At 65.0% G+C, this 20,217-nt stretch carries 18 protein-coding genes; 8 read left to right on the plus strand and 10 right to left on the minus strand.

From position 1 onward, the window contains the following. Positions 1-49: 49 nt before the first annotated feature. The 3 genes from KF730_RS09090 to KF730_RS09100 all read right to left on the minus strand — a co-directional run bounded on the left by KF730_RS09090 (position 50) and on the right by KF730_RS09100 (position 3,544). On the minus strand, positions 50-1,063 hold the full coding sequence (locus KF730_RS09090; RefSeq protein WP_294094073.1) for a phosphotransferase family protein: 1,014 nt from the start codon (positions 1,061-1,063) through the stop codon (positions 50-52). Then, a complete protein-coding gene (locus KF730_RS09095; protein ID WP_294094076.1) occupies positions 1,060-2,145 on the minus strand; it encodes a Zn-dependent alcohol dehydrogenase in 1,086 nt (361 codons plus the stop codon). Before KF730_RS09095 ends, KF730_RS09090 begins: the two co-directional genes overlap by 4 nt. A gap of 139 nt (positions 2,146-2,284) precedes the next feature. Continuing rightward, positions 2,285-3,544, minus strand: a complete 1,260-nt coding sequence (locus KF730_RS09100) for an acyl-CoA dehydrogenase family protein (protein WP_294094078.1) — start codon at positions 3,542-3,544, stop codon at positions 2,285-2,287. Positions 3,545-3,686: 142 nt separating this feature from the next. Here KF730_RS09100 and KF730_RS09105 point away from each other — a divergent pair, with 142 nt between their 5' ends. Further along, the gene (locus tag KF730_RS09105; RefSeq protein WP_294094081.1) at positions 3,687-4,922 is read left to right on the plus strand and encodes a TetR/AcrR family transcriptional regulator; all 1,236 of its coding nucleotides are present in this window, start codon (positions 3,687-3,689) and stop codon (positions 4,920-4,922) included. On the opposite strand, the gene KF730_RS09110 is transcribed toward KF730_RS09105, so the two are convergent. From KF730_RS09110 to KF730_RS09125, 4 genes are all read right to left on the minus strand, one after another. Continuing rightward, positions 4,919-5,287, minus strand: a complete 369-nt coding sequence (locus KF730_RS09110; protein ID WP_294094083.1) for a hypothetical protein — start codon at positions 5,285-5,287, stop codon at positions 4,919-4,921. The two genes, KF730_RS09105 and KF730_RS09110, sit on opposite strands and share 4 nt — an antisense overlap. A 115-nt stretch (positions 5,288-5,402) precedes the next feature. Then, entirely contained in the window at positions 5,403-8,135 is a 2,733-nt protein-coding gene (locus KF730_RS09115; protein ID WP_294094086.1) for a TonB-dependent receptor, read from the minus strand. Between the two features lie 199 nt (positions 8,136-8,334). Next, positions 8,335-9,402 carry an acyl-CoA dehydrogenase family protein gene (locus tag KF730_RS09120; RefSeq protein ID WP_294094088.1) on the minus strand — a complete coding sequence of 356 codons (1,068 nt, stop codon included), beginning with the start codon at positions 9,400-9,402 and terminating at the stop codon, positions 8,335-8,337. 21 nt (positions 9,403-9,423) lie between these two features. Next, positions 9,424-10,644 (minus strand): acyl-CoA dehydrogenase family protein, encoded by a 1,221-nt coding sequence (locus tag KF730_RS09125; protein WP_294094092.1) that lies wholly within the window; start codon positions 10,642-10,644, stop codon positions 9,424-9,426. Positions 10,645-10,730: 86 nt separating this feature from the next. Here KF730_RS09125 and KF730_RS09130 point away from each other — a divergent pair, with 86 nt between their 5' ends. Next, positions 10,731-11,948: an MFS transporter gene (locus KF730_RS09130; protein WP_294094094.1), complete on the plus strand. Its 1,218-nt coding sequence runs from the start codon at positions 10,731-10,733 to the stop codon at positions 11,946-11,948. Between the two features lie 40 nt (positions 11,949-11,988). Continuing rightward, complete coding sequence (locus KF730_RS09135; RefSeq protein ID WP_294094096.1) at positions 11,989-12,693, plus strand: glutathione binding-like protein; 705 nt, start codon at positions 11,989-11,991, stop codon at positions 12,691-12,693. 103 nt (positions 12,694-12,796) lie between these two features. On the opposite strand, the gene KF730_RS09140 is transcribed toward KF730_RS09135, so the two are convergent. Beyond that, positions 12,797-13,585 carry an SDR family oxidoreductase gene (locus KF730_RS09140; RefSeq protein WP_294094100.1) on the minus strand — a complete coding sequence of 263 codons (789 nt, stop codon included), beginning with the start codon at positions 13,583-13,585 and terminating at the stop codon, positions 12,797-12,799. A 74-nt stretch (positions 13,586-13,659) separates the two neighbouring features. Here KF730_RS09140 and KF730_RS09145 point away from each other — a divergent pair, with 74 nt between their 5' ends. The 5 genes from KF730_RS09145 to KF730_RS09165 all read left to right on the plus strand — a co-directional run bounded on the left by KF730_RS09145 (position 13,660) and on the right by KF730_RS09165 (position 18,779). After that, complete coding sequence (locus tag KF730_RS09145; protein WP_294095831.1) at positions 13,660-15,150, plus strand: class I adenylate-forming enzyme family protein; 1,491 nt, start codon at positions 13,660-13,662, stop codon at positions 15,148-15,150. After that, on the plus strand, positions 15,147-15,920 hold the full coding sequence (locus KF730_RS09150; protein ID WP_294094102.1) for a thioesterase family protein: 774 nt from the start codon (positions 15,147-15,149) through the stop codon (positions 15,918-15,920). Before KF730_RS09145 ends, KF730_RS09150 begins: the two co-directional genes overlap by 4 nt. A gap of 112 nt (positions 15,921-16,032) precedes the next feature. Continuing rightward, positions 16,033-16,605, plus strand: coding sequence for a ca2+ sensor protein (locus KF730_RS09155; protein WP_294094106.1), 573 nt, complete (start codon positions 16,033-16,035; stop codon positions 16,603-16,605). Positions 16,606-16,689: 84 nt separating this feature from the next. Then, positions 16,690-17,409, plus strand: a complete 720-nt coding sequence (locus KF730_RS09160; protein ID WP_294094109.1) for a response regulator — start codon at positions 16,690-16,692, stop codon at positions 17,407-17,409. Then, entirely contained in the window at positions 17,406-18,779 is a 1,374-nt protein-coding gene (locus tag KF730_RS09165) for a HAMP domain-containing sensor histidine kinase (protein ID WP_294094110.1), read from the plus strand. The genes KF730_RS09160 and KF730_RS09165 overlap by 4 nt, the downstream gene beginning before the upstream one ends. Before the next feature lie 111 nt (positions 18,780-18,890). Here KF730_RS09165 and ndk read toward each other — a convergent pair whose 3' ends face one another. After that, complete coding sequence (gene ndk, locus KF730_RS09170; protein ID WP_066794654.1) at positions 18,891-19,313, minus strand: nucleoside-diphosphate kinase; 423 nt, start codon at positions 19,311-19,313, stop codon at positions 18,891-18,893. A 212-nt stretch (positions 19,314-19,525) separates the two neighbouring features. Continuing rightward, the gene (locus KF730_RS09175; RefSeq protein ID WP_294094115.1) at positions 19,526-19,966 is read right to left on the minus strand and encodes a DNA polymerase III subunit chi; all 441 of its coding nucleotides are present in this window, start codon (positions 19,964-19,966) and stop codon (positions 19,526-19,528) included. Positions 19,967-20,217 lie beyond the last annotated feature (251 nt).

Raw genomic sequence — 20,217 nt, forward strand, 5'->3', positions numbered from 1 at the left:
GCCATTTGCGGCCCCAGGCTCCTGCTTTCGCAGGAGCACAAACAGGGCATCACGCCCCCGCTTGGCGCGCAAAATCCCATGCCGCCGCCGCCAAGACCGGCAATTTCTCCACCGTCTTCGCCGCGTTCGCCGACGAGGCGTTGCCGTCGATGATCCGCTTCTTGATCCCCTGAACGATCCCGGTCAGCCGGAACAGATTATAGGCGAAATACCAATTGAGATCGGGGACGCCATCGCGGCCGGTGGCTGCGCAATAGCGCTCGACGACCTGGGTGATGGCCGGGATGCCACTGTCGCCGGTCAGGCCCTTCACGCCCGAACGGCCCTCAGGCTCGGTAACCCAGCTCATCAGATAATAGGAGAAGTCCGCCAGCGGATCACCGAGTGTCGACAATTCCCAATCGAGCACCGCCAGCACCTTGGGCTGGGCGGCATCGAAGATCATGTTGTCGATACGGAAGTCGCCATGGACGACGCTCGTCCGCGTCTGCGCCGGCACGGTGCGCGGCAGCCATTCGATCAGCTTTTCGACCTCGGGCATGTCGTCAGTCTGGCTGGCGCGATATTGCTTCGACCAGCGCGCGACCTGGCGCTCGAAATAATTGCCAGGCTTGCCATAATCGCCGAGCCCCACCGCCTCGTAATCGACCGAATGCAATGCGGCGAGCGTATCGGTGATCGCATTGTAATGCGCGGTCCGCTCCGCCGGAGTCATGCCTGGCAGACCACCGTCCCACAGCGTGCGGCCCTCCACCATCTCCATGATGTAGAAGGGCGCGCCGATGACCTCGCTATCCTCGCACAGTCCATAGGGCCGCGCGACCGGGAAGCCGGTGGGATGCAGCGCGGCGATCAGCTGATGCTCGCGCTCGACTGCGTGCGCCGAGGGCAGGATCGGCCCGAACGGCTTGCGGCGCAGCACATAGGATCCGCTCGCCGCATCGATGCGGTAGGTTGGATTGCTTTGCCCGCCCGCGAATTTCTCGACCGTAAACGGCCCGGCGAAACCCAAGACATTGGCGCCCAGCCAGTCGCCAAGCTTCGCCTCGTCGAGATCGCTCATGGGAAGACGATCACCGAACGCGCGGTGTCTCCCTTGCGCAGCTTCTCCAGCGCGTCGTTGACGTCCTCCAGCCCAATCCGCTCCGCCACCATCGTGTCGAGGTCGAGCAACCCGTCGAGATACATCTTCACCAGACGGGGCATGTCGATCGGGAAGCGGGTGCTGCCCAGCGACGAACCTTGCAGCTTCTTGCCGGTCAGGAAGCTGGGCCCTGGAATATTCACCGTGTTGCCCGGCGCGATCATACCGAGGATCGTCGCGGTGCCGCCGCGACGGAGGATATTCCACGCCAGCTCAGCCGTGTTCGGACGACCCACCGCCTCGATCGCATAGTGCGCGCCGCCATCGGTCAGCTTGAGCACCTGCTTGGCGAGATCGGCATCACCCGCATCGAGCACATCGGTCGCACCCATCTTCAGCGCCAGTTCGCGCTTTTCGGGCACCGGATCGATCGCGATAATCATCCCTGCGCCTGCGATCTTGGCGGCGTTGATCGCCGAAAGGCCAATCCCCCCTGCGCCGATGACTGCGACGCTCTCGCCGGGCTGGACCTTGCTGTCGTGGAAGATCGCCCCCGCCCCGGTGATTACCGCACAGCCGAGCAAGGCCGCGCGGTCGAGCGGCATCGCCCTGTCGATCGCGACGCAGGCATTCTCGTGGATCAGCATCTGCTCGGCAAAGGCCGAGAGATTGATGAACTGGTTGACCGGCGTGCCGTCGGGCAGGCTGAGGCGCGGTTGGGCATCCTTGCCGCGCTTGGTCGAAGGATCGACGCACAGCGAAGGCCGCCCGCTGACGCAGAACTCGCAGGTGCCGCAGAACACGGTGAAAAAGGTGATGACATGGTCGCCGGGCTTCACATGCTGGACATCGCTACCGACCGCTTCGACCACGCCCGCCGCCTCGTGCCCCAGCACGGTCGGCATCGGATGCGGCCACGCGCCGTCGGCGAAGTGCAGGTCCGAGCGGCATACGCCGGCGGCCGCTGTACGCACCAGCACCTCTCGCGGGCTGGGCGCGGAAAGCCGCACTTCGGTAATTTCGAGCGGCTTGCCGGGTTCTCGCAGTAATGCGGCGTTCACCGTGATCCTCCCCGGCACGGGGAGGGGGACCAGCGAAGCTGGTGGAGGGGGCATGCCGCAAGCGCTGATCTGCGTGGAGAGCAACCTCCGTCAGCCTGCGACTGCCACCGCCCCGTACCGGGGAGGATCAAGAAGCCGCTCACCGTCCGGTCTCCGCCTTCCACTCCGCCCATTTCCCGAATTCATTCCGCGCAATCGCCCGGTTATGCACCTCATCCGGCCCGTCGGCGAAGCGCAGCGTTCGCACCGCCGCCCAATCGTGCGCGAGATGGAAATCGCCCGAGACACCGCCGCCGCCATGCGCCTGGATCGCATCGTCGATGATCTGCAGCGCCATGGTCGGCGCCTGGACCTTGATCATCGCGATCTCGAGCTGGGCGGCCTTGTTGCCGGCCTTGTCCATCATGTCCGCGGCCTTGAGGCACAGCAGGCGGGTCATCTCGATGTCGATGCGCGCCTTGGCGATACGCTGTTCCCAGATCGAATGATCGGCGATGCGCTTGCCGAAGGCGACGCGGCTGAGCAGGCGCTTGGCCATCGCCTCGATCGCCTCTTCCGCAACGCCAATGGTGCGCATGCAATGGTGGATGCGGCCCGGCCCCAGACGGCCCTGCGCGATCTCGAAGCCGCGGCCTTCGCCGAGCAGCATATTGTCCACCGGCACGCGGACGTTTTCGAGCAGCACCTCGCCATGTCCGTGCGGCGCGTGATCATACCCATATACCGAAAGCATCCGCTCGATCTTCACGCCCGGCGCGTCCATCGGCATCAGGATCATGCTTTGCTGGGCATGTTTGGCGCCGCCGGTATCGGTCTTGCCCATCACTACCGCGACGCTGCACCGAGGATCGCCAACGCCCGACGACCACCATTTCCGCCCGTTGATCACATAATGATCGCCATCGCGGACCATGCTCGTCTGGATATTGGTCGCGTCCGACGAAGCCACTGCCGGCTCGGTCATCAGGAAGGCCGAGCGGATCTCGCCCTCCATCAGCGGCTTGAGCCATTTGTCCTTCTGCGCGCGGGTGCCATAGCGGTGGAACACCTCCATGTTGCCGGTGTCGGGCGCCGAGCAGTTGAACACTTCCGACGCCCAGCCGATGCGGCCCATTTCCTCGGCACACAGCGCATATTCGAGATTGCTGAGCTGGGTACCCTGGAATTTGAAGCTGTCGTCGACATGAGCCTGCCCCGAATGCGGCGGCATGAAGAAATTCCACAGCCCCTGCGCCTTCGCCTCGGCCTTGACCTCCTCCAGCACGCGGTTGACCTTCCAGCGCTCGCCGGACCTGGCCTCGGCCTGATAGTCGGTGTCGCGCGGGCGGATGCGACTGTCGATGAACGCCTTCACGCGATCGCGGAAATAGGTTTCGCGCTCGGTCAGCGTGAAGTCCATGGGGCGTCCTCTCTCGGTTTCGGTTCGAAACCGGTCTAGACCGTACCCGATATTCGGTAAAGGGCGCTGGCCGGACAAAATTAGGCACATCGCGCATTCAAAAAGCGCTTTGGCGCGCGCGCAAAATGTCTAAGCTAAGCGCATGAACGCGCCAGAGAAGATTGAAGGCACCAAACGCTTCCAGGCCAAGCGCGACGCGATCCTCGCCGCCGCCGCCGATGCGATCAACGAACAGAGCGCGAAGGGCATGACCTTCGCCGATGTCGCGCGCCGCGTCGGGCTCAACACCACCTCTGTCACCTATTATTTCAAGCGCAAGGAAGACCTCGCCGCCGCCGCGTTCGAGCAGACCCTCGACCGGCTCGACGCGATGCTCGACGAGGCCGCGGCCTATCCCGATCCGGAATCGCGCGTCCGCCGCTATCTGACCGTTAATATGGAACGGCTGGCACGCATTCGCCGCGAGGAGGAGCGCGACTTCGCTATCCTTTCGGACCTTCGCGCGATGGAGGATCCGGTCAAGCGCGAGTTGCTTGAGCGCTGGCGCGGCATCTTCCGCAAGACCCGCAGCCTGTGGGGCACACCCGCCAGCCGCGCCGAAACAGACCTGTTCGGCGCCCGCGCGCATGTGTTGCTCGAAAACACCTTCTGGCTGCCGGCATGGCTGACCCGGTACGAAGTCGATGAATATCCACGCGTCGAGGCCCGGCTGATGGACGTGTTCCGCCACGGCATCGCCGCGCCGGGCGAAGCCTGGTCGCCGGAGATATTCGATCTCGAGCATGACGAGCCCGAGCCGGGACGAGAGGCATTCCTGCTCGCCGCCACCCGGCTGATCAACGAGCTCGGCTATCGCGGCGCCTCGGTGCAGAAGATCGCCAGCGAGCTGAACGTCACCAAGGGCAGCTTCTATCACCATCTCGACGCCAAGGATGAGCTGGTCATCGCCTGCTACAAGCGCAGCTTCGATATCATCGCCGATGCTCAACGCTTCGCGGAGAGCCATGAGGGCAGCCACTGGCAGCGGCTGGAAAGCACGATCGCGACGCTGCTCGACGTGCAATTCTCCGAACGCGGGCCGCTATTGCGCACCACAGCGCTATCCGGTCTGCCCCCGCGTGTGCGCACGACGATGATCGACCGCTCGAACCGTATCGCCCGCCGCTTCGCCGGCATGCTCTCGGACGGGATCGCCGAAGGATCGATCCGCGCGATCGATCCGCTAGTGGCGTCGCAGGCGCTGATGGCGCTGCAGAACGCGGCGTTCGACATGCGCAAATGGGCGAGCACCATGCCACGCGAACAGGCGATCGCCTTCTACGCCTCGACGTTGGCGTTCGGGCTGTTCGACGACGACGTACTGCGCACCGGAACCTAGTTGCGCGGCGCCCTGCCCGCCGTGAAGTTGCGAGCGCCTGCCTCCAGCGTCACCGGTCCGCGCGGATTGCGCGGAAGAACCGCCCGGATTCGCGCGTACAGCCGCGTCGTGTCGGTATGGCGCTTGGTCGTCACGCAGACGGTGACTTCGCCTTCACGACCCCAACGCTGTTCCGAACTCCGCGCCACCCCGCGATCGTGCGCCAATATCCTTCGCACCCGCGCATAGGTGCCTCGGTCGATGCCCATCGCATAGCTGCCGAAGCTGATCTTCACGTCGCACTTGCCGGGCGCGGGCTCGGGTTGCGCCGATGCGATACCCGCGGTCAGCACCAAAGCGAGGCTGGCGGCGATCAGATGTTTCACGGTCGGTCTCCTTTGCGCCGACCCTTCATCGTTTACGCCTGAATGGCCCCTGAAACGGAAACGGGCCCGCGGTTTCCCGCGAGCCCATCCCCTGTTGAGCGTTGTGAGCCCGGATTCAGAACTTGGTACGCAGCGTCACGCCATAGGTGCGCGGCTCCGCGAGATAGGCCGAGAAGATCTGGCGGCCGCCCGGATAGGTGGGATCGGTATACGGCGCACTAACCGCACCCTCCTGGAACGGCGAGTTGAATGCCACCTGTGCGTAATCCTGAGCGAAGATGTTCTGACCCCAGAACTCGATGCCCCAACGCTGGTCACGGCCGCGAAGACCGATACGGGCGTTGAACACCGCGAAAGCGGTCTGCTCCTTCTGCGGGAAGAGGTCCGAGCCGGTGTTGTAATCGTCGGTCACGCGGCCATCGATGTAGAACAGGCCGCTCATGCCCGAGTTGCCGATGTCCGGCGTCCAGGCGAACGACGCGGTGGCAGTGATCTCCGGCGCGTTCGAGAGGTTGTCGCCAGGCAGCATACGCAGCGCCTGATCGAGCGGCGTGCCGCGCGAATTGCCGACCAGCTGATCACGATACTTGGTCTGCGCATAGGTCAGGCCCATGCCGAAGCGGATATCGCGCGTCGGAACGAGCGAGGCTTCGATCTCAAGCCCCTTCGAAACCACACCATAGGTCACGTTGCCGGGAGCGCATGCCCCGGTCGTCGATGCGGCGGCATTGTAGTTCGACGCGGCGCTGAACTTGCTCTGATCGCGGTCTCCCCCGGCCAGATCGGTTTTGCAGCCGTTGATGTTCTGCACGAGGAAGACCGTGCCGTTGAAGGTGTTCAGCTGGAAGTTGCTGAACTCCTGACGGAACAGCGCAAGGCTGACGCTGAACGGCCCGGTGCCGTATTTGAGGCCAAGTTCATAGGATTTCACGGTTTCCGGATCGAACTGGAGGTTGCCGACCAGCGCCTGCGCGCCGGCCTGACCGCCGAACGGAGCGATCGGAGCCTTGAGCGCTGAACGATCGAGATTGAACCCGCCCGCCTTATAGCCGCTCGAATAGCTGACATAGCCCATCAGGTCCGGGTTGAACTTGTATGAAAGCACCGCGGTGCCCGTCCAGCGATCCTCCTTGCGAGTCGAATTGATGGTCACGCCATTCAGTTCGGACGTGGAGTTGCCCTGGCACGACAGACCGATCAGCGCATCGACCACGGCGGTGAGCGCGGCCGTCGAGCGGAACGGCAGCAGCGCCGCCTGCTGCGCCGGGCACGCGGTATTGTCGTTGCCGAAAGTAGCCGCAAAGCGCTTGCGTTCGTTAGTGTAGCGCAGGCCGAGGGTCAGATCGAGGCCCGGGGCCATGTGCAGGATGTTGTGCGTGAAGAACGCGTAGTTGCGGCTGTTCTGGCTGTAACGATCGAGCGTCGAGCCCTTGTCGTTGATACCGTCCAGCCGGTCGAACGCGGTATAGATTATCGAAGAAGCTGCGCCGAACACGGCCGGGCGCGCGGCAAGGCAGCCCGCCGAAGTGGGTGAATAGAGCCCGGAAAGCGCGCCGCCCGAGATGACGCGGCAAGTCGCGAAGCGGCCATATTGATTACCGAAGCGAAGATTGTCGGTAACCGCCATGTCTTCATCGGCGTAATAAGCGCCGACCAGCCAGTCGAGGCGATCCTCGAACGCTGTACCCTGCAGGCGCAGTTCCTGGCTGAACGTCTTGAAGGCGCGCGCCGAGCCGCCATTGTCGGCACGATACAGGATATCAACATAGCTATAGTCGGTGTCGGAAGCCTGATCGCTCTTGTAATCGCGATAGCCCGTGATCGAGGTCAGCTTGGCGCCGCCGAAATCATAGTCGATCTGCGCCGACAAGCCCCAATCCGTGGTCGAGCCGCCATAGCTCCGGTTCGGCGTCACATACAGGTTGCGGCTATAGGGATTGGAGAACGCCGCCATCGGCTGACCCAACGACTGGAGCACGCGCACGATATTGTTCTGCGCGGGATCGTTGAGGCCGCCGATATCGCGATTGATCGACGAATCGACATAGACCGCGCCACAGCAATCCTCGTTGCGCTTGGTGTAATCGGCGATCAGGCGAACCGTGAGGTCGCTCGACGGCTCATATTGCAGCTGTCCGCGGACGAAGAAACGGTCGCGATCGTTGACGTCGCGATTATTGGTCACGTCACGATAGAAGCCGTCGCGCTTCACATAGGTCGCATCGATGCGGCCGGCGAGGGAATCGCTGAGCGGCGCGTTGACGTGCCCGGCCACGCGGATGTGATTGTAATTGCCATAGGTCGCCTCGGCGCCAGCGCTGAACGTGGGCGACGGTGCCTTGCTGACGATGCTGATGATACCCGCCGAGGCGTTACGACCGAACAGCGTGCCCTGCGGACCGCGCAGCACTTCGATCCGGTCGATATCGCCCAGTTCGTTGAGGCCCATGCCCGAGCGCGAGCGATAGACGCCGTCGATGAACACCGCGACCGAGCTTTCGAGGCCCGGATTGTCGCCGACGGTGCCGATGCCGCGGATACGGGCTGAACCATTGGCTTCCGAACCGGTCGACGAGACCATCAGCGATGGTGCGACCTGATTGAGCTGGCGGATATCCGAAGCGCCGGTGAGTTCGAGGGTCTCCGCGCTGACCGCCGAAACCGCGAGCGGCACATCGGCCAGCGCCTGGGCACGTCCCTGCGCCGTCACGATGATCTGGTTGGGATCGTTCTCGTCCTGCGCCGTCGAATCGGTGCTCGCCGGCGCGTCCTGCGCATAGGCGGGTGCCGCAACTCCCAGAATCAGCGCCGGAACCGCACAGGCAGTCAAAAGGCGTAACCGCATCATCATTCCTCTCCCAACCATTGGCCAGAGCACTTCGGCTCCATACCGCAAACTCGAATACAACCGCTTCCCCAGCGCCCGTCAAGCATAACTAGAGTTGCAAAGCGGAACTGTGTCTGAACTGTTGCGCAAATGTCATAGGCGCGCGGGCAGCTGTCCCGCACTGGTGCCGATCATCCAAATCCGTAGTTTTACTAGGGGTTCAATAGCCGTTGAGGCGGGCGAAACGGTCGCGGTGCCAAGCGGCGTTGCCCCACATCTGCTCGAGCACGCGGGCGCGCTTGAGATAGAAGCCGGCGTCGTGCTCGTCGGTCATGCCGATGCCACCATGAAGCTGGATCATCTCGCGGCTGACTAGATGCAGCGTCTCGTTGGCGACCGCTTTGGCGAGACTGGCTTCCTGGCTGATATTCGCGCGCCCCGAATCCGCTGCCTCCAGTCCCGCCTCGACCGCCGAGCGCATCAGTTCGAGCTCGGTGAACATCTTGGCCATGCGATGCTGGAGCGCCTGGAAGCTCGCCAGCACCTGGCCGAACTGGACGCGGGTCTTGAGATAGTCGTTGGTCTGCGCGAACGCGGCTTCGGCCATGCCGAGCATTTCCGCGGCCGTCCCGATCGCGGCGCGATCGGTCACCTGCGTGAGCAGATCTTCGCCGCCCTCCAGCCTGTCGGCCGGCGCATTGTCGAACACCACCTGCGCATGGCTGCGCGAATCCGCGAGCTTGCGGGGCGCGCGAGTTACCCCGGCATCGCCTTCGACCAGATAGAGTCCGTCGGTGGCGGCGACGATAAACAGCTGCGCGCTGTCCCCTTCCGCGACGAACTGCTTGGTGCCGCTGAGCTTTCCGCCCGTGACGGCGGCGGCGATGGCGCCGCCGAACCGCGGACCTTCATCGATCGCGAGGGTGGCCACGACTTCGCCGCTGGCGATGCGCGGCAGCCACGCCGCCTTCTGCGCATCCGATCCGCCGATTAGGATCGCGGCGGTAGCGGTCGCCGTCGCCGCGAGCGGCGTCGCCGCCAGGTTGCGGCCGAGCTGCTCCAGCACCAGCCCGAGCGACAGATAGCCCATGCCGACGCCACCTTGCTCCTCCGGCACGAGAATGCCGGCCCAGCCCATCCCGGCCTGGGCCGTCCAGGCTTCGGGATCGTAGAAGCTTGCCGGCGCGCCATTGCGCATCTTGCGAAAGGCGGTGACGGGCGATTCATTGTCCGCCCATTCGTGCGCCATGTCGCGCAGCATCGTCTGTTCTTCGGTGAGTACGGCCATGTCAGTCTTCCCCGCGCACGCTTATTGGTGATCGAGCATCCCGAGGATGCGCTTGGCGATCACGTTGTTCTGGATTTCGGTCGAGCCGCCATAGATCGACACCGCCTTGCCGAAGAGCCAATGGCGGACATCCTTGAGCGCGTCCTCCTCGAACCCCTCGCCTTCCCAGCCGAGCCCGGCCATCCCGCGGATCTCGATCAGCAGTTCGCTGCGCTCCTGCATGATGCGCGCGCCGACATTCTTCATGATCGACGTCGCCGCCGAAGGCCCCTGGTTCGATTTGGCCTCCAGCGATGCCCGGCGCAGCGTCAGCATGAAACTGCGCAAATCCATCTCATGCCGCGCGATGCGGGTGCGGAGGTCGGCGTCGGCGATCCGCCCCTCGCTATCGACCCCGACATATTTCTTCGCGATCTGCGCCAGCGGCGTGCCGGCGAACATCCGCCCCGCCGCCGAACCGCCGCCCGACAGGCTGTTGCGCTCATGCTGGAGCAGCCGCTTGCCGATCGTCCAACCCTCACCTTCGCGGCCGACGCGGTTCGATTTCGGCACCTTCACATCGGTGAAGAAAGTCTCGCAGAACGGCGAAGAGCCGCTGATCAGCTGGATCGGCTTCACCTCGACGCCCGGCGTGTCCATGTCGCAGAGCAGGAAGGTGATGCCCTCATGCTTCTTCGATTTGTCGGTGCGCACCAGCATGAAGCATTTGTCGGCCCATTGCCCGCCGCTGGTCCAGGTCTTCTGGCCGTTGACGATATAATGGTCGCCATGATCCTCCGCGAAGCATTGCAGCGAAGCGAGGTCCGATCCCGCGCCCGGCTCCGAATAGCCCTGGCACCAGCGCACTTCGCCCCTGGCGATAGCCGGGATATGCTCCCGCTTCTGCTCTTCCGATCCATATTCGAGCAGGGTCGGCCCGAACATCATCACACCCATGCCGCCGATCGGGTTCCACGCCCCCGCCCGCGTCATTTCCTCCTGGAGCACGCGCGCTTCGGCCCGGCTGAGCCCCCCGCCGCCATATTCCTTCGGCCAGGTCGGCACGCCCCAACCCTTCTCGCCCATCGCTTCGCGCCACGCGCGCTGCTCTGCGTCTTCTTCGGTAGGCCCCTCGACCGCCGACATCGCATTGTCGCGGCCTTTCAAGCTCGGGGGAAAATTCGCCGCCAGCCAATCGCGTGCTTGCGTGCGGAAGTCGTCCAGCGCATTCAGCGGCGCATCGATTTCGGGTGCGGTAGCCATCTCTCTCCCCGGATTCTGTGATCCTGCGTAACCTTTCGAATTTGCGGTATGGCGCGAGACGCGTCAAGCCACTGGGGACTCCAAGCATGCAATTCCATCATCGGGCGGTTCCGATCGCGCTTTCCGCCGTGCTGCTCGACGCGATCGGTTTCGGCATCGTCATGCCGGTTCTGCCCCGGCTGATTGTCGAGTTGGCGCATGTCGGCCTCTCCGACGCCGCTCGGATCGGTGGCTATATGCTGGTCGCCTATGCCGTCACCCAGTTCTTCGCCGGACCGGTGCTCGGTACGCTCGGCGACAGCATCGGCCGCCGCCGTGTGATGCTGTTCTCGATGCTCGCCTTCTCGATCGATTATGGCTTGATGGCGGTGGCACCGACGATCGGCTGGCTGTTCGTTGGCCGCCTGATCGCCGGGATCACCGGCGCTTCGTTCGGCCCCGCCAACGCCATCCTCGCCGACGTCACACCGCCCGAAAGGCGCGGCGCCACCTTCGGGCTGATGGGCGCGGCGTTCGGCGTCGGCTTCATCATCGGCCCGGCGATCGGCGGGCTGCTCGCCGATTTCGGCCCGCGCGCGCCGTTCATCGCCGCCGCCGTGCTCGCGGGGCTCAACGCCATATGGATCCTTGTCGCGCTGCCCGAGACGCTGGCCGACGAGAACCGCCGCCCGTTCGCCTGGGGCAATGCCCATGTCTTCGCGGCGTTCAAGCCGATCTTTCACGCTGGCAACGCCAAATGGTTGTTGCTCGCCGCCTTCCTCTGGCAGTTCGCGCACATGGTCTATCCATCGACCTGGGCGTTCTTCGGCGAGATCGCCATGGGCTGGAACGAGAAGGAAATCGGCCTGTCGCTCGCCGCGTCCGGCGTGGCGATGGCATTGGTCCAGACGTTGGCGACCGGCCGCATCATCAAGCGCTTCGGCGAGGCCAAAGCGGTGGTGTTCGGCATGCTGGCCGGCGCACTGGTGTTCGTCGGCTATATCTTCGTGCGCAACGTACCGATGATCGGCGTGCTGATCGCGTTCGGCGCGTTCCAGGCGCTGGCCTGGCCCTCGATCAACGCCCTGCTCTCGCGGATGACCGATCCCTCGCACCAGGGCGCGTTGCAAGGCGGGCTCGCCAGCCTCAACAGTCTCGCATTGATCCTGGCGCCGCTATTGCTCACCCAGGCGCTGGCTTTCGGGTCGGAGCGCGGCTTCACCGGTGGCAACTTCCTGGCCGCCGCGATCCTCGCTTTCTCGGCGTTGCTGATCGTACTGTTCAAGGTGGTACCGAAGGTAAGCACGCCCGAACCAGTTGCGTAACGAAACCAGCTTCCTATCTCCGCTGCAAAGGAGATTCCCGATGATCGAACTCTATTACTGGCCCACGCCGAACGGCCACAAGATCACGCTATTCCTCGAGGAAGCCGGCCTCGATTACAAGATTCACCCGGTCAACATCGGCGCCGGCGAGCAGTTCAATCCCGACTTCCTCAAGTTCAGCCCGAACAATCGCATGCCCGCGATCATCGACACCGCTCCGGCCGATGGCGGCGAGCCCATCAGCGTGTTCGAAAGCGGCGCGATCCTGATCTATCTCGCCAACAAGGCCGGCAAATTCTTCGGCAAGGATCAGCGCGAGAAGGTGGACGTGCTGCAATGGCTGATGTGGCAGATGGGCGGACTTGGTCCGATGGCCGGACAGAACGGCCATTTCAATGTCTACGCGCCTGAGAAGGTGCCCTACGCGATCGACCGCTATGTCAATGAGACCAATCGCCTCTACGGCGTGCTTGATCGCCAGTTGGCGGGCCGCGAGTTCGTTGCCGGCGGTGATTATTCGATCGCGGACATGGCGATCTATCCGTGGATCGTCCCGCACGAGGCGCACAAGCAGGACCTGAACGACTTCCCTAACGTCAAGCGCTGGTTCGAGGCGATCGCCGCGCGCCCCGCCACGATCCGCGCCTATGAAAAAGGCGGCGAAGTCCGCTCCTACGCTGCGCCGATGAGCGACGAACAGCGCAAGGTGCTGTTCGGCCAGACCGCGAGCAGCACGAAGGCATAGCCTCTTCTCCGTCACCCCGGCCTTGAGCCGGGGCCCCGCTGCCTTAGCCCTCAGAAGAAGAAGCGGGATCCCGGCTCAAGGCCGGGATGACGGTGTCTATGGGTCACCCTCGCCCCGGCCGTCGCGACAGGCCAACATCGAGATGCGCCCCCGCATCCACCCGCTGCGTCTCGCCGGTAATCGCGCGCGATGCCGGATCGAGCAGGCCCACTACCGGCCCGGCGATATCCTCGGCCATTGCCGCCAGCGCCATCGGCACGCTCCCCGCGATATGCGCGTCGAGCGCCGTCTTGCCCTCCGCGCCCATGCGCTTCTCGAACCAGCCGGTGCCGACATAACCGGGCGCGACCGCATTCACCCGGATCGCCGGGGCCAGCACCCGCGCCATGCTCTGCGTCAGCGTGATCAGCGCGCCCTTCGACGCGGCATACGCGACCGAGCTGCCATTGCCGTGCAGGCCCGCCACCGAGGCGATATTGACCACCGCGCTCATCGGCCCCTCGCGCATCGCTGGAGCGCAGGCGCGGATCATCTGAAAGGCGCCGACGGTGTTGAGCCGGTAGATATCGAGAAAGTCCTCGCCCGAAAGCGCGTCCAGATCCTCGTGATTGGCGAACTTGGTCTTGCCGGCATTGTTGACGAGGAAATCCACGCGCCCGAACGCGTCGATCGCCGCCGCCGCCAGGGCGCGGCACTGTGCATCGTCGCCGACATCGCCCTGCACCGCGATGCCGCCCGTCTCGCTGGCCAGCGCCTCGGCCGCATCGCGGCTGGTCGCATAGTTGATCACCGGGCGAACGCCCCGCGCCGCCAACAGCCTCGCCGTCGCCGCGCCGATCCCCGTAGCGCCGCCGGTTACGATGGCAACGCCGCCCGTCATCCTGTCCTGCATCGAGTCCCCATCCATTTTTCGAAGATTGCGTATGGCATTTGCCCGGCGCCTCGCCTAGCCAGTGCGCGATGACGATGCGCGCGGAAGAGATGCTGGCGAGCGATTTCGCGACGCTTTCCGATTTGATCCGCATTCATGGCGAGGAAAAGCCGGCCAAGGTCGCCATCGTCATGGGCGATAACAGCATCGGCTTCGCCGCGCTCGACAAGGCGATGGACCGCGTCGCGGCAGCACTCCAGCGTGACGGCATCGCCCGCGGGCAAGCCGTGGCGATCCTCGCGGCCAGTTCGATCGAATATGCGGTGGTATTCCTTGGCGCGCTCCGTGCCGGCTGCGTTGCCGCGCCGCTGCAGCCCTCCGCCACGCCCGCGCAGATCGCAGCGATGGTCACGGATTGCGGCGCACCGATCCTGTTCCACGACGCGGCGCACGATCCCGACATCGGCGTGCGCAAGGTGGCGCTGGAATCGCTCGACGATTGGCTCGCTCCCGAAGGCACCGTGCCGGAGCCTGTCGCGGTTGGCCCGGACGATCCGTTCAACATCATCTATTCCTCGGGCACGACCGGCACGCCCAAGGGCATCGTCCAGCCGCATGCGATGCGCTGGGCCCATATCTCTCGCGCCGCTGCCGGGTTCGGCGATGCCGTCACAATGGTCGTCACGCCATTATATTCGAACACCACCTTGGTCAGCTTCATCCCCACGCTCGCCTGGGGCGGAACCGTCGTGCTGATGGCGAAGTTCGACGCCGCCGAATTCCTCAAGCTGGCGGAGAAACACCGCGCAACGCACGTCATGCTGGTGCCCGTGCAATATCAAAGGATCATGGCGCTTCCCGATTTCGACGCGCACGATCTCTCCAGCTTCCGCTTCAAGACCTGCACCAGCGCGCCCTTCTCCTCCCCGCTCAAGGCAGATGTGGTCGCGCGCTGGCCGGGTTATCTCGTCGAATATTACGGCATGACCGAAGGCGGCGGCACCACTGCCCTGGTCTGCAACGCCCATCCCGACAAGCTGCACACCGTCGGAGTACCGGTCGAGGCTCATGATATCCGCCTGATCGACGATGCTGGGCGCGAGGTGCCGCAGGGTGAAATGGGCGAAGTCGTTGGCCGCTCGCCCGCAATGATGAGCGGCTATCATGGGCGCACGCAAGCCAGTTCAGAGGCGGAATGGTTCGATGCGGATGGCAACCGCTTCATCCGCCACGGCGATATCGGCCGCTTCGATGAGGACGGCTTCCTGACCCTGCTCGACCGCAAGAAGGACATGATCATCTCCGGCGGGTTCAATCTATATCCTTCGGACCTGGAGGCGATCCTAACCCGGCATTCCGACGTGCGCGATTGCAGCGTCATCGGCGTGCCTTCCGAAGCATGGGGCGAAACCCCGGTCGGCTTCTATGTGGGCGGCGGCGACCCGCAGGAAATCCTCGCCTGGTTCAATGCCGAGGTCGGCAAGACGCAGCGCCTCTCCGCGCTCGAACGCATCGACGAACTGCCGCGCAATGCGATCGGCAAGGTTCTCAAGCGCGAACTTCGCGACAGCTATCTCGCCCAATGACTCCGATCGCCGACATCCTCGCCGCCCGCACCGCACTCGACAGCGGCTTCGCCTGCGACATCCCGCCAGACTGGCTGCAGGGCCGCACCGCGTTCGGCGGGCTATCCGCGGCGCTCGCGCTGCAGGCGGCAATCGAACTGGAACCCGATCTTCCGCCGCTCCGCTCGGCGCAGATCGCATTCATCGGCCCGCTCGACGGCACGGTCACCGTCACCGCCGCCAGGCTCCGCCGTGGACGCAACGCCGCGTTTATCCAGGCCGATGTCGCCAGCGAAGCCGGCCTCGGCCTGCGCGCCACCTTCGTGTTCATGGCCGCCCTGCCCTCGCAACTCGCGCACGACGAAGCGCCGCGCGCGCCGGTCGCGGCGCCCGCTACCGACGCCAAGACCTTCATCGGCCCGGAAACCTCGTTCATCGGCAATTTCGAGTTCATCGACAGCAAGGAGGGTCTGGGTCCGGCCGAGTGGCTGCGCTGGGCGCGGCTGCGCGCCCGCGACGGTTTGGACCCGTTCGTCGAACTTCTCGCTATCGGCGACGCGCTGCCGCCCGCCGCGCTCAAATTGTTCGAGGACAAGCGCGTCCCGCTCAGTTCGCTCAACTGGCAGATCAATTTCCTGTCGCCTGTGCCCGCCACCGACAATGGCTGGTGGCTGCTCACCGCCCGGTCGGACACCGCCCGAGCCGGCAATGCGAGCCAGCGCATGACCCTGTGGAATGCCGCTGGCGAGCCAATCGCGGATGCGATGCAAGCCGTCGCCATTTTTGGCTGAACTGCGACAAACTGCGACACTTTCCTGAACGCGTGACAAACCCATGCGACAGCCGGCCTTCAGAAAAGCCATCGTCGCGGGGCCGAACCCGCGCTTTCAGGAGTTTCGCCCGATGAAGAAGACCGTGATCGCTGCGCTGCTCGGCACGGCCCTGCTGACCGGCGGCGCAATGGCCGCTGCGCAGGACCAGACCCAACCGCAGGATGCGCCCAAGCGCCACCGCATGATGCATGACCCGCTGACCATGGCGGACATCAACAAGGACGGCATCGTCACACGCGATGAGGTCGCCGCCTCGGTCGCCGCGCGCTTCGCCAGGCTCGATACCAACAAGGACGGCAAGATCACCCCCGAGGAACGTCACGCTGCCCGCGCGGCGATGCGGGCCAGGATGGGAAGAGACGAGATGGACAAGGGTGTACGCGGCCCCGGCATGCGCCACCATGGACCTGATACAGATGGTGACGGCGCCGTGTCGCTCGACGAACAGCGCGCCCGGGCGCTGAAGCGCTTCGATTTCATCGACCGCAATGGCGACGGCAAGGTCGATCAGGCCGAGCGCCAGCTCGTCCGTGAGATGATCCGCGAAATGACACCGCGCGGCCGTCATGGCGGCCACGGTCTTCGGAGCGGTGGCCCGGATATGCCGCCTCGCCCTCACGCCCCGGCTGGCAACGGCAGCTAAGGCGGTAAGCGTTGTGCCGGGCGGGTTTCCCCCTCCTCCCCGTCCGGCACTTCTCATCCTCATGAGAGTTGTTACGGAACAGATATGTCGGAAATGCCGCACCTCCTGCTCGTCGACGACGAGCGTTCGATCCGCGAGCCGCTTGCGCAGTATCTGACCAAGCAGGGTTTTCGCGTCACCCAGGCCGGCGATGCCGAGGGCGCGCGCGCGCGCATGGCCGCCTATGCTATCGATCTGGTGGTGCTCGATATCATGATGCCGGGCGAGGACGGCCTCAGCCTCTGCCGCCACATCCGCGAAACCGGCGACACCCCGGTGATCCTGCTAACCGCGCGGAGCGAGGAGACCGATCGCATCGTCGGGCTCGAAATGGGCGCCGACGATTATGTCGTGAAGCCCTTCTCCCCGCGCGAGCTTTCGGCACGCATCAAGGTGATCCTGCGCCGCGCCTCGGCCGGTGGCACCCGCCAGAACGCCCCCGACAGCGGCAGCTTCGCCTTTGCCGGCTGGGTGCTCAAGACCGGCGAGCGCGCGCTGGTCGATCGCGATGGCGTCTCGGTGCCGCTTTCGACCGGCGAATATAATTTGCTCCACGCGCTGGTGACCCGCCCCCGCGCGGTGCTGACCCGCGATCAGCTGCTCGATCTCACGCAGGGCCGCGAGGCCGCAGCCTTCGACCGGGCGATCGACAACCAGGTCAGCCGCCTGCGCAAGAAGATCGAGGCCGATCCGAAGAATCCCGCGCTGATCAAGACGGTTTGGGGTGGCGGCTACACGCTCGCCGCCGAGGTCACCCGTCTTTGAGGCGCTTCTTTCCCAAATCGCTGACCGGCCAGATCGCACTGCTCGTCGGGATCGCGCTGTTCTTGGCGCAGGCGATCAATTTCGGGCTGCTCCTCAACGAGCGCCGCGGCGCCCGCTTCGCGCAGGTGATCGCGCCCGCCGTCACCCGGCTCGCCGACGCGGCGGAGCGGATCAACAATCCGGCCTCGCGCGGTGCCGATGAAGACGCCGGCAATCGTCCCGGGCACCGCCTGCCTCAGCGTGTCGAGCGCTATGCAAGCAACCCGCTCACGCCGCCGCTCGACCGCCGTCCCGATCTGGAAAATGATATCCGCAACGGCTTGATCGACGCCGGCGTGCAGCCCGGCGAGGTGATCGCCGTCACCCGTCCGTTCCGAAGCGACCAGTTGCTCACGCGCAAGATGAGCCCGGGACGAGCCGAGCGGTTGCGGCGGCTCGGCGCCGAGCTGAATGTCGCGGTCGAGCTGCCCGGCAAGGGCTGGCTGATGCTGCGCTCGGGCTGGCCGCGCAGCGAGCGCGCGCTGATCTGGCAATTGCTCGCGCAAACGCTGATCCTCTATGTCGTGGTGCTGCTGCCCGTACTGTGGGCGGGGCGTCGCATTGCCCGCCCGCTGCGCAATCTGGCGCAGGCGACCCAGCGCTTCCGCCCCGGCGAACAGCCCGATCCGGTCGAAGAGCGCGGTCCGGGCGACGTCCGCGCCGTGATCTCGGCCTATAACGCGCTCAGCCTGCGCGTGAACGCGATGCTCGACGAGAAGGACCGGATGCTCGGCGCGATAGGCCACGATCTCCGCACGCCGCTGGCGGCGTTGCGCGTCCGCATCGAGTCGGTCGAGGACGATGAAGACCGCAACCGGATGGCCGACACCATCGACGAAATGAGCCGCACGCTCGATGACATCCTGTCGCTCGCCCGCCTCGGGCGACCGAGCGAGCCGATGACAGAGGTCGATGTCTCGGCACTGGTCGATGCCGTGGTCGAGGATTTCCGCGATCTCGACAAGGATGTGACCTTCGAGGAGGCGCCGCGCCTCACGATGCGACTGCGGCCTTCCCTGATGCGGAGGGCGGTGCGCAACCTGATCGAGAATGCGGTGAAATATGGCGGCGCCGCCGAAGTGATGCTTCGCAACGAAGGTACCCATGTCGCGATACACGTCTGCGACCGCGGGCCCGGCATCCCCCCGGAAAAGCTCGACAAGGTCTTCGACCCGTTCACCCGCCTCGAGGAATCGCGCAACCGCGACACCGGGGGCGTCGGGCTTGGCCTTGCCCTTGCCCGCGCGATCGTGCGCGATGCCGGTGGCGAGATACTCCTCGCCAATCGCGACGGCGGCGGGCTGGCCGCAACGATCACATTGCCCAGATAAGCGAAGACCCGCCCTTCAGCCGTCATCCCGGCGAAAGCCGGGATCTCAGGCGATGAAGCGGGTCCGATGTCGCACGAGACCCCGGCTTTCGCCGGGGTGACGACTTGTGATTTAGCCGACGATCTCTTCCGGCTTGAAGAAATAGGCGATCTCGATCGCCGCATTCTCGTCCGAATCCGAACCGTGCACCGAATTGGCTTCGATCGACTCGGCCAGTTCCTTGCGGATCGTGCCGGGCTCGGCATTCGCCGGGTTGGTGGCACCCATGATGTCGCGGTTGCGCTGCATCGCGTTCTCACCCTCGAGCACCTGTACGACGACGGGCCCCGAGATCATGAATTCAACGAGCTCACCGAAGAAAGGACGCTCCTTGTGCACCGCGTAGAAGCCCTCGGCCTGTTCGCGAGTCATCTGGATGCGCTTGGAAGCCACGACGCGCAGGCCGCCATCCTCCAGCATCTTGGTGACCGCGCCGGTCAGGTTGCGGCGAGTGGCATCGGGCTTGATGATCGAAAAGGTCCGGGTCGCGGCCATGGCCGTGCGGCTCCTGTATTTTGAGTTGTGGAAAAGTCGCCGCCCTCTAGTCTTCGCGGTGACAGGATGCAAGCGGGGTCGGGCGTCCAGGCTAGGATAGGATCTGCCAGCCGATCCCGGACACCGGGCCGGCCCAGTTCAGGGCAATCGCCGACTGAGGGCGGCAAGCGCGGGCGCGGCAGAACCCGATCACCGCGATCGCCTCCGCTAGCTCAGGCGGCCTTCTCCCAGCGGCCGTTTTCGTCCTGCTTCCAATAGTTTCGCACGACACCCTCGCGATCCGCGAGCGCCTTCCACGCGATCCGCGCTTCGACGATGGCGTCCTCGTCGAAGAAATGAAATGCGCGGTCGAAGTCCAGCGCCTCATCGCGCCACATCCCATCGACCAGCGCCACGTTGCGCGCGCCGTTGGCGGCGTCGACCCCCGCGCCGATCAGCACCGGCTGCCGCGCATCCTCCGGCCCACCCGCCTGGGCATGCGGCAGGAAACTTTCGGAGCGATATGCCCACAGCGACTGATCGAGCTTGCCCCGCACCGCGGCGTCCTCGACCACGATCAGCAGCCGCCCGCCGCTCTCCAGCACCTTTTCGGCGATCCGGGGTAGCGCGCGCTCCAGCGGCGTGCGGGTAAGATGATAGAAATCGACCTGCATGGGTCTTGTTAGCGCGACCAGGCGTTTGGGCCAATGCGCGCGACGTTGCGATGGCGGAACCGCTGCGATAGGGCGGACAAGCCGCGTGCGCTGGGAGTAAGACAAAGGTGGGAATCGGAGTGACGCGCAAGGCTTTGCTGCTGTCGGCCGCGCTGGGGCTGTGCCTGGCCGCCGAGGCGCGCGCGCAGGAGGCCGCCGCCCCGCGCGAATCGACGCCCGATCAGAGCGTCCCCGCTCAGACGCCACCTACC

The organism is Sphingomonas sp., assembly GCF_019635515.1.
In the GTDB taxonomy this organism is placed as follows: domain Bacteria; phylum Pseudomonadota; class Alphaproteobacteria; order Sphingomonadales; family Sphingomonadaceae; genus Sphingomonas.

Excerpts from the sequence above, each read along its gene's own strand:
- KF730_RS09090 (WP_294094073.1), bottom strand. The coding sequence starts at position 1,063 with ATGAGCGATCTCGACGAGGCGAAGCTTGGCGACTGGCTGGGCGCCAAT.
- KF730_RS09100 (WP_294094078.1), bottom strand. The coding sequence starts at position 3,544 with ATGGACTTCACGCTGACCGAGCGCGAAACCTATTTCCGCGATCGCGTG.
- KF730_RS09105 (WP_294094081.1), top strand. The coding sequence starts at position 3,687 with ATGAACGCGCCAGAGAAGATTGAAGGCACCAAACGCTTCCAGGCCAAG.
- KF730_RS09115 (WP_294094086.1), bottom strand. The coding sequence starts at position 8,135 with ATGATGCGGTTACGCCTTTTGACTGCCTGTGCGGTTCCGGCGCTGATT.
- KF730_RS09120 (WP_294094088.1), bottom strand. The coding sequence starts at position 9,402 with ATGGCCGTACTCACCGAAGAACAGACGATGCTGCGCGACATGGCGCAC.
- KF730_RS09125 (WP_294094092.1), bottom strand. The coding sequence starts at position 10,644 with ATGGCTACCGCACCCGAAATCGATGCGCCGCTGAATGCGCTGGACGAC.
- KF730_RS09130 (WP_294094094.1), top strand. The coding sequence starts at position 10,731 with ATGCAATTCCATCATCGGGCGGTTCCGATCGCGCTTTCCGCCGTGCTG.
- KF730_RS09135 (WP_294094096.1), top strand. The coding sequence starts at position 11,989 with ATGATCGAACTCTATTACTGGCCCACGCCGAACGGCCACAAGATCACG.
- KF730_RS09140 (WP_294094100.1), bottom strand. The coding sequence starts at position 13,585 with ATGCAGGACAGGATGACGGGCGGCGTTGCCATCGTAACCGGCGGCGCT.
- KF730_RS09145 (WP_294095831.1), top strand. The coding sequence starts at position 13,660 with ATGCGCGCGGAAGAGATGCTGGCGAGCGATTTCGCGACGCTTTCCGAT.
- KF730_RS09150 (WP_294094102.1), top strand. The coding sequence starts at position 15,147 with ATGACTCCGATCGCCGACATCCTCGCCGCCCGCACCGCACTCGACAGC.
- KF730_RS09155 (WP_294094106.1), top strand. The coding sequence starts at position 16,033 with ATGAAGAAGACCGTGATCGCTGCGCTGCTCGGCACGGCCCTGCTGACC.
- KF730_RS09160 (WP_294094109.1), top strand. The coding sequence starts at position 16,690 with ATGTCGGAAATGCCGCACCTCCTGCTCGTCGACGACGAGCGTTCGATC.
- ndk (WP_066794654.1), bottom strand. The coding sequence starts at position 19,313 with ATGGCCGCGACCCGGACCTTTTCGATCATCAAGCCCGATGCCACTCGC.
- KF730_RS09175 (WP_294094115.1), bottom strand. The coding sequence starts at position 19,966 with ATGCAGGTCGATTTCTATCATCTTACCCGCACGCCGCTGGAGCGCGCG.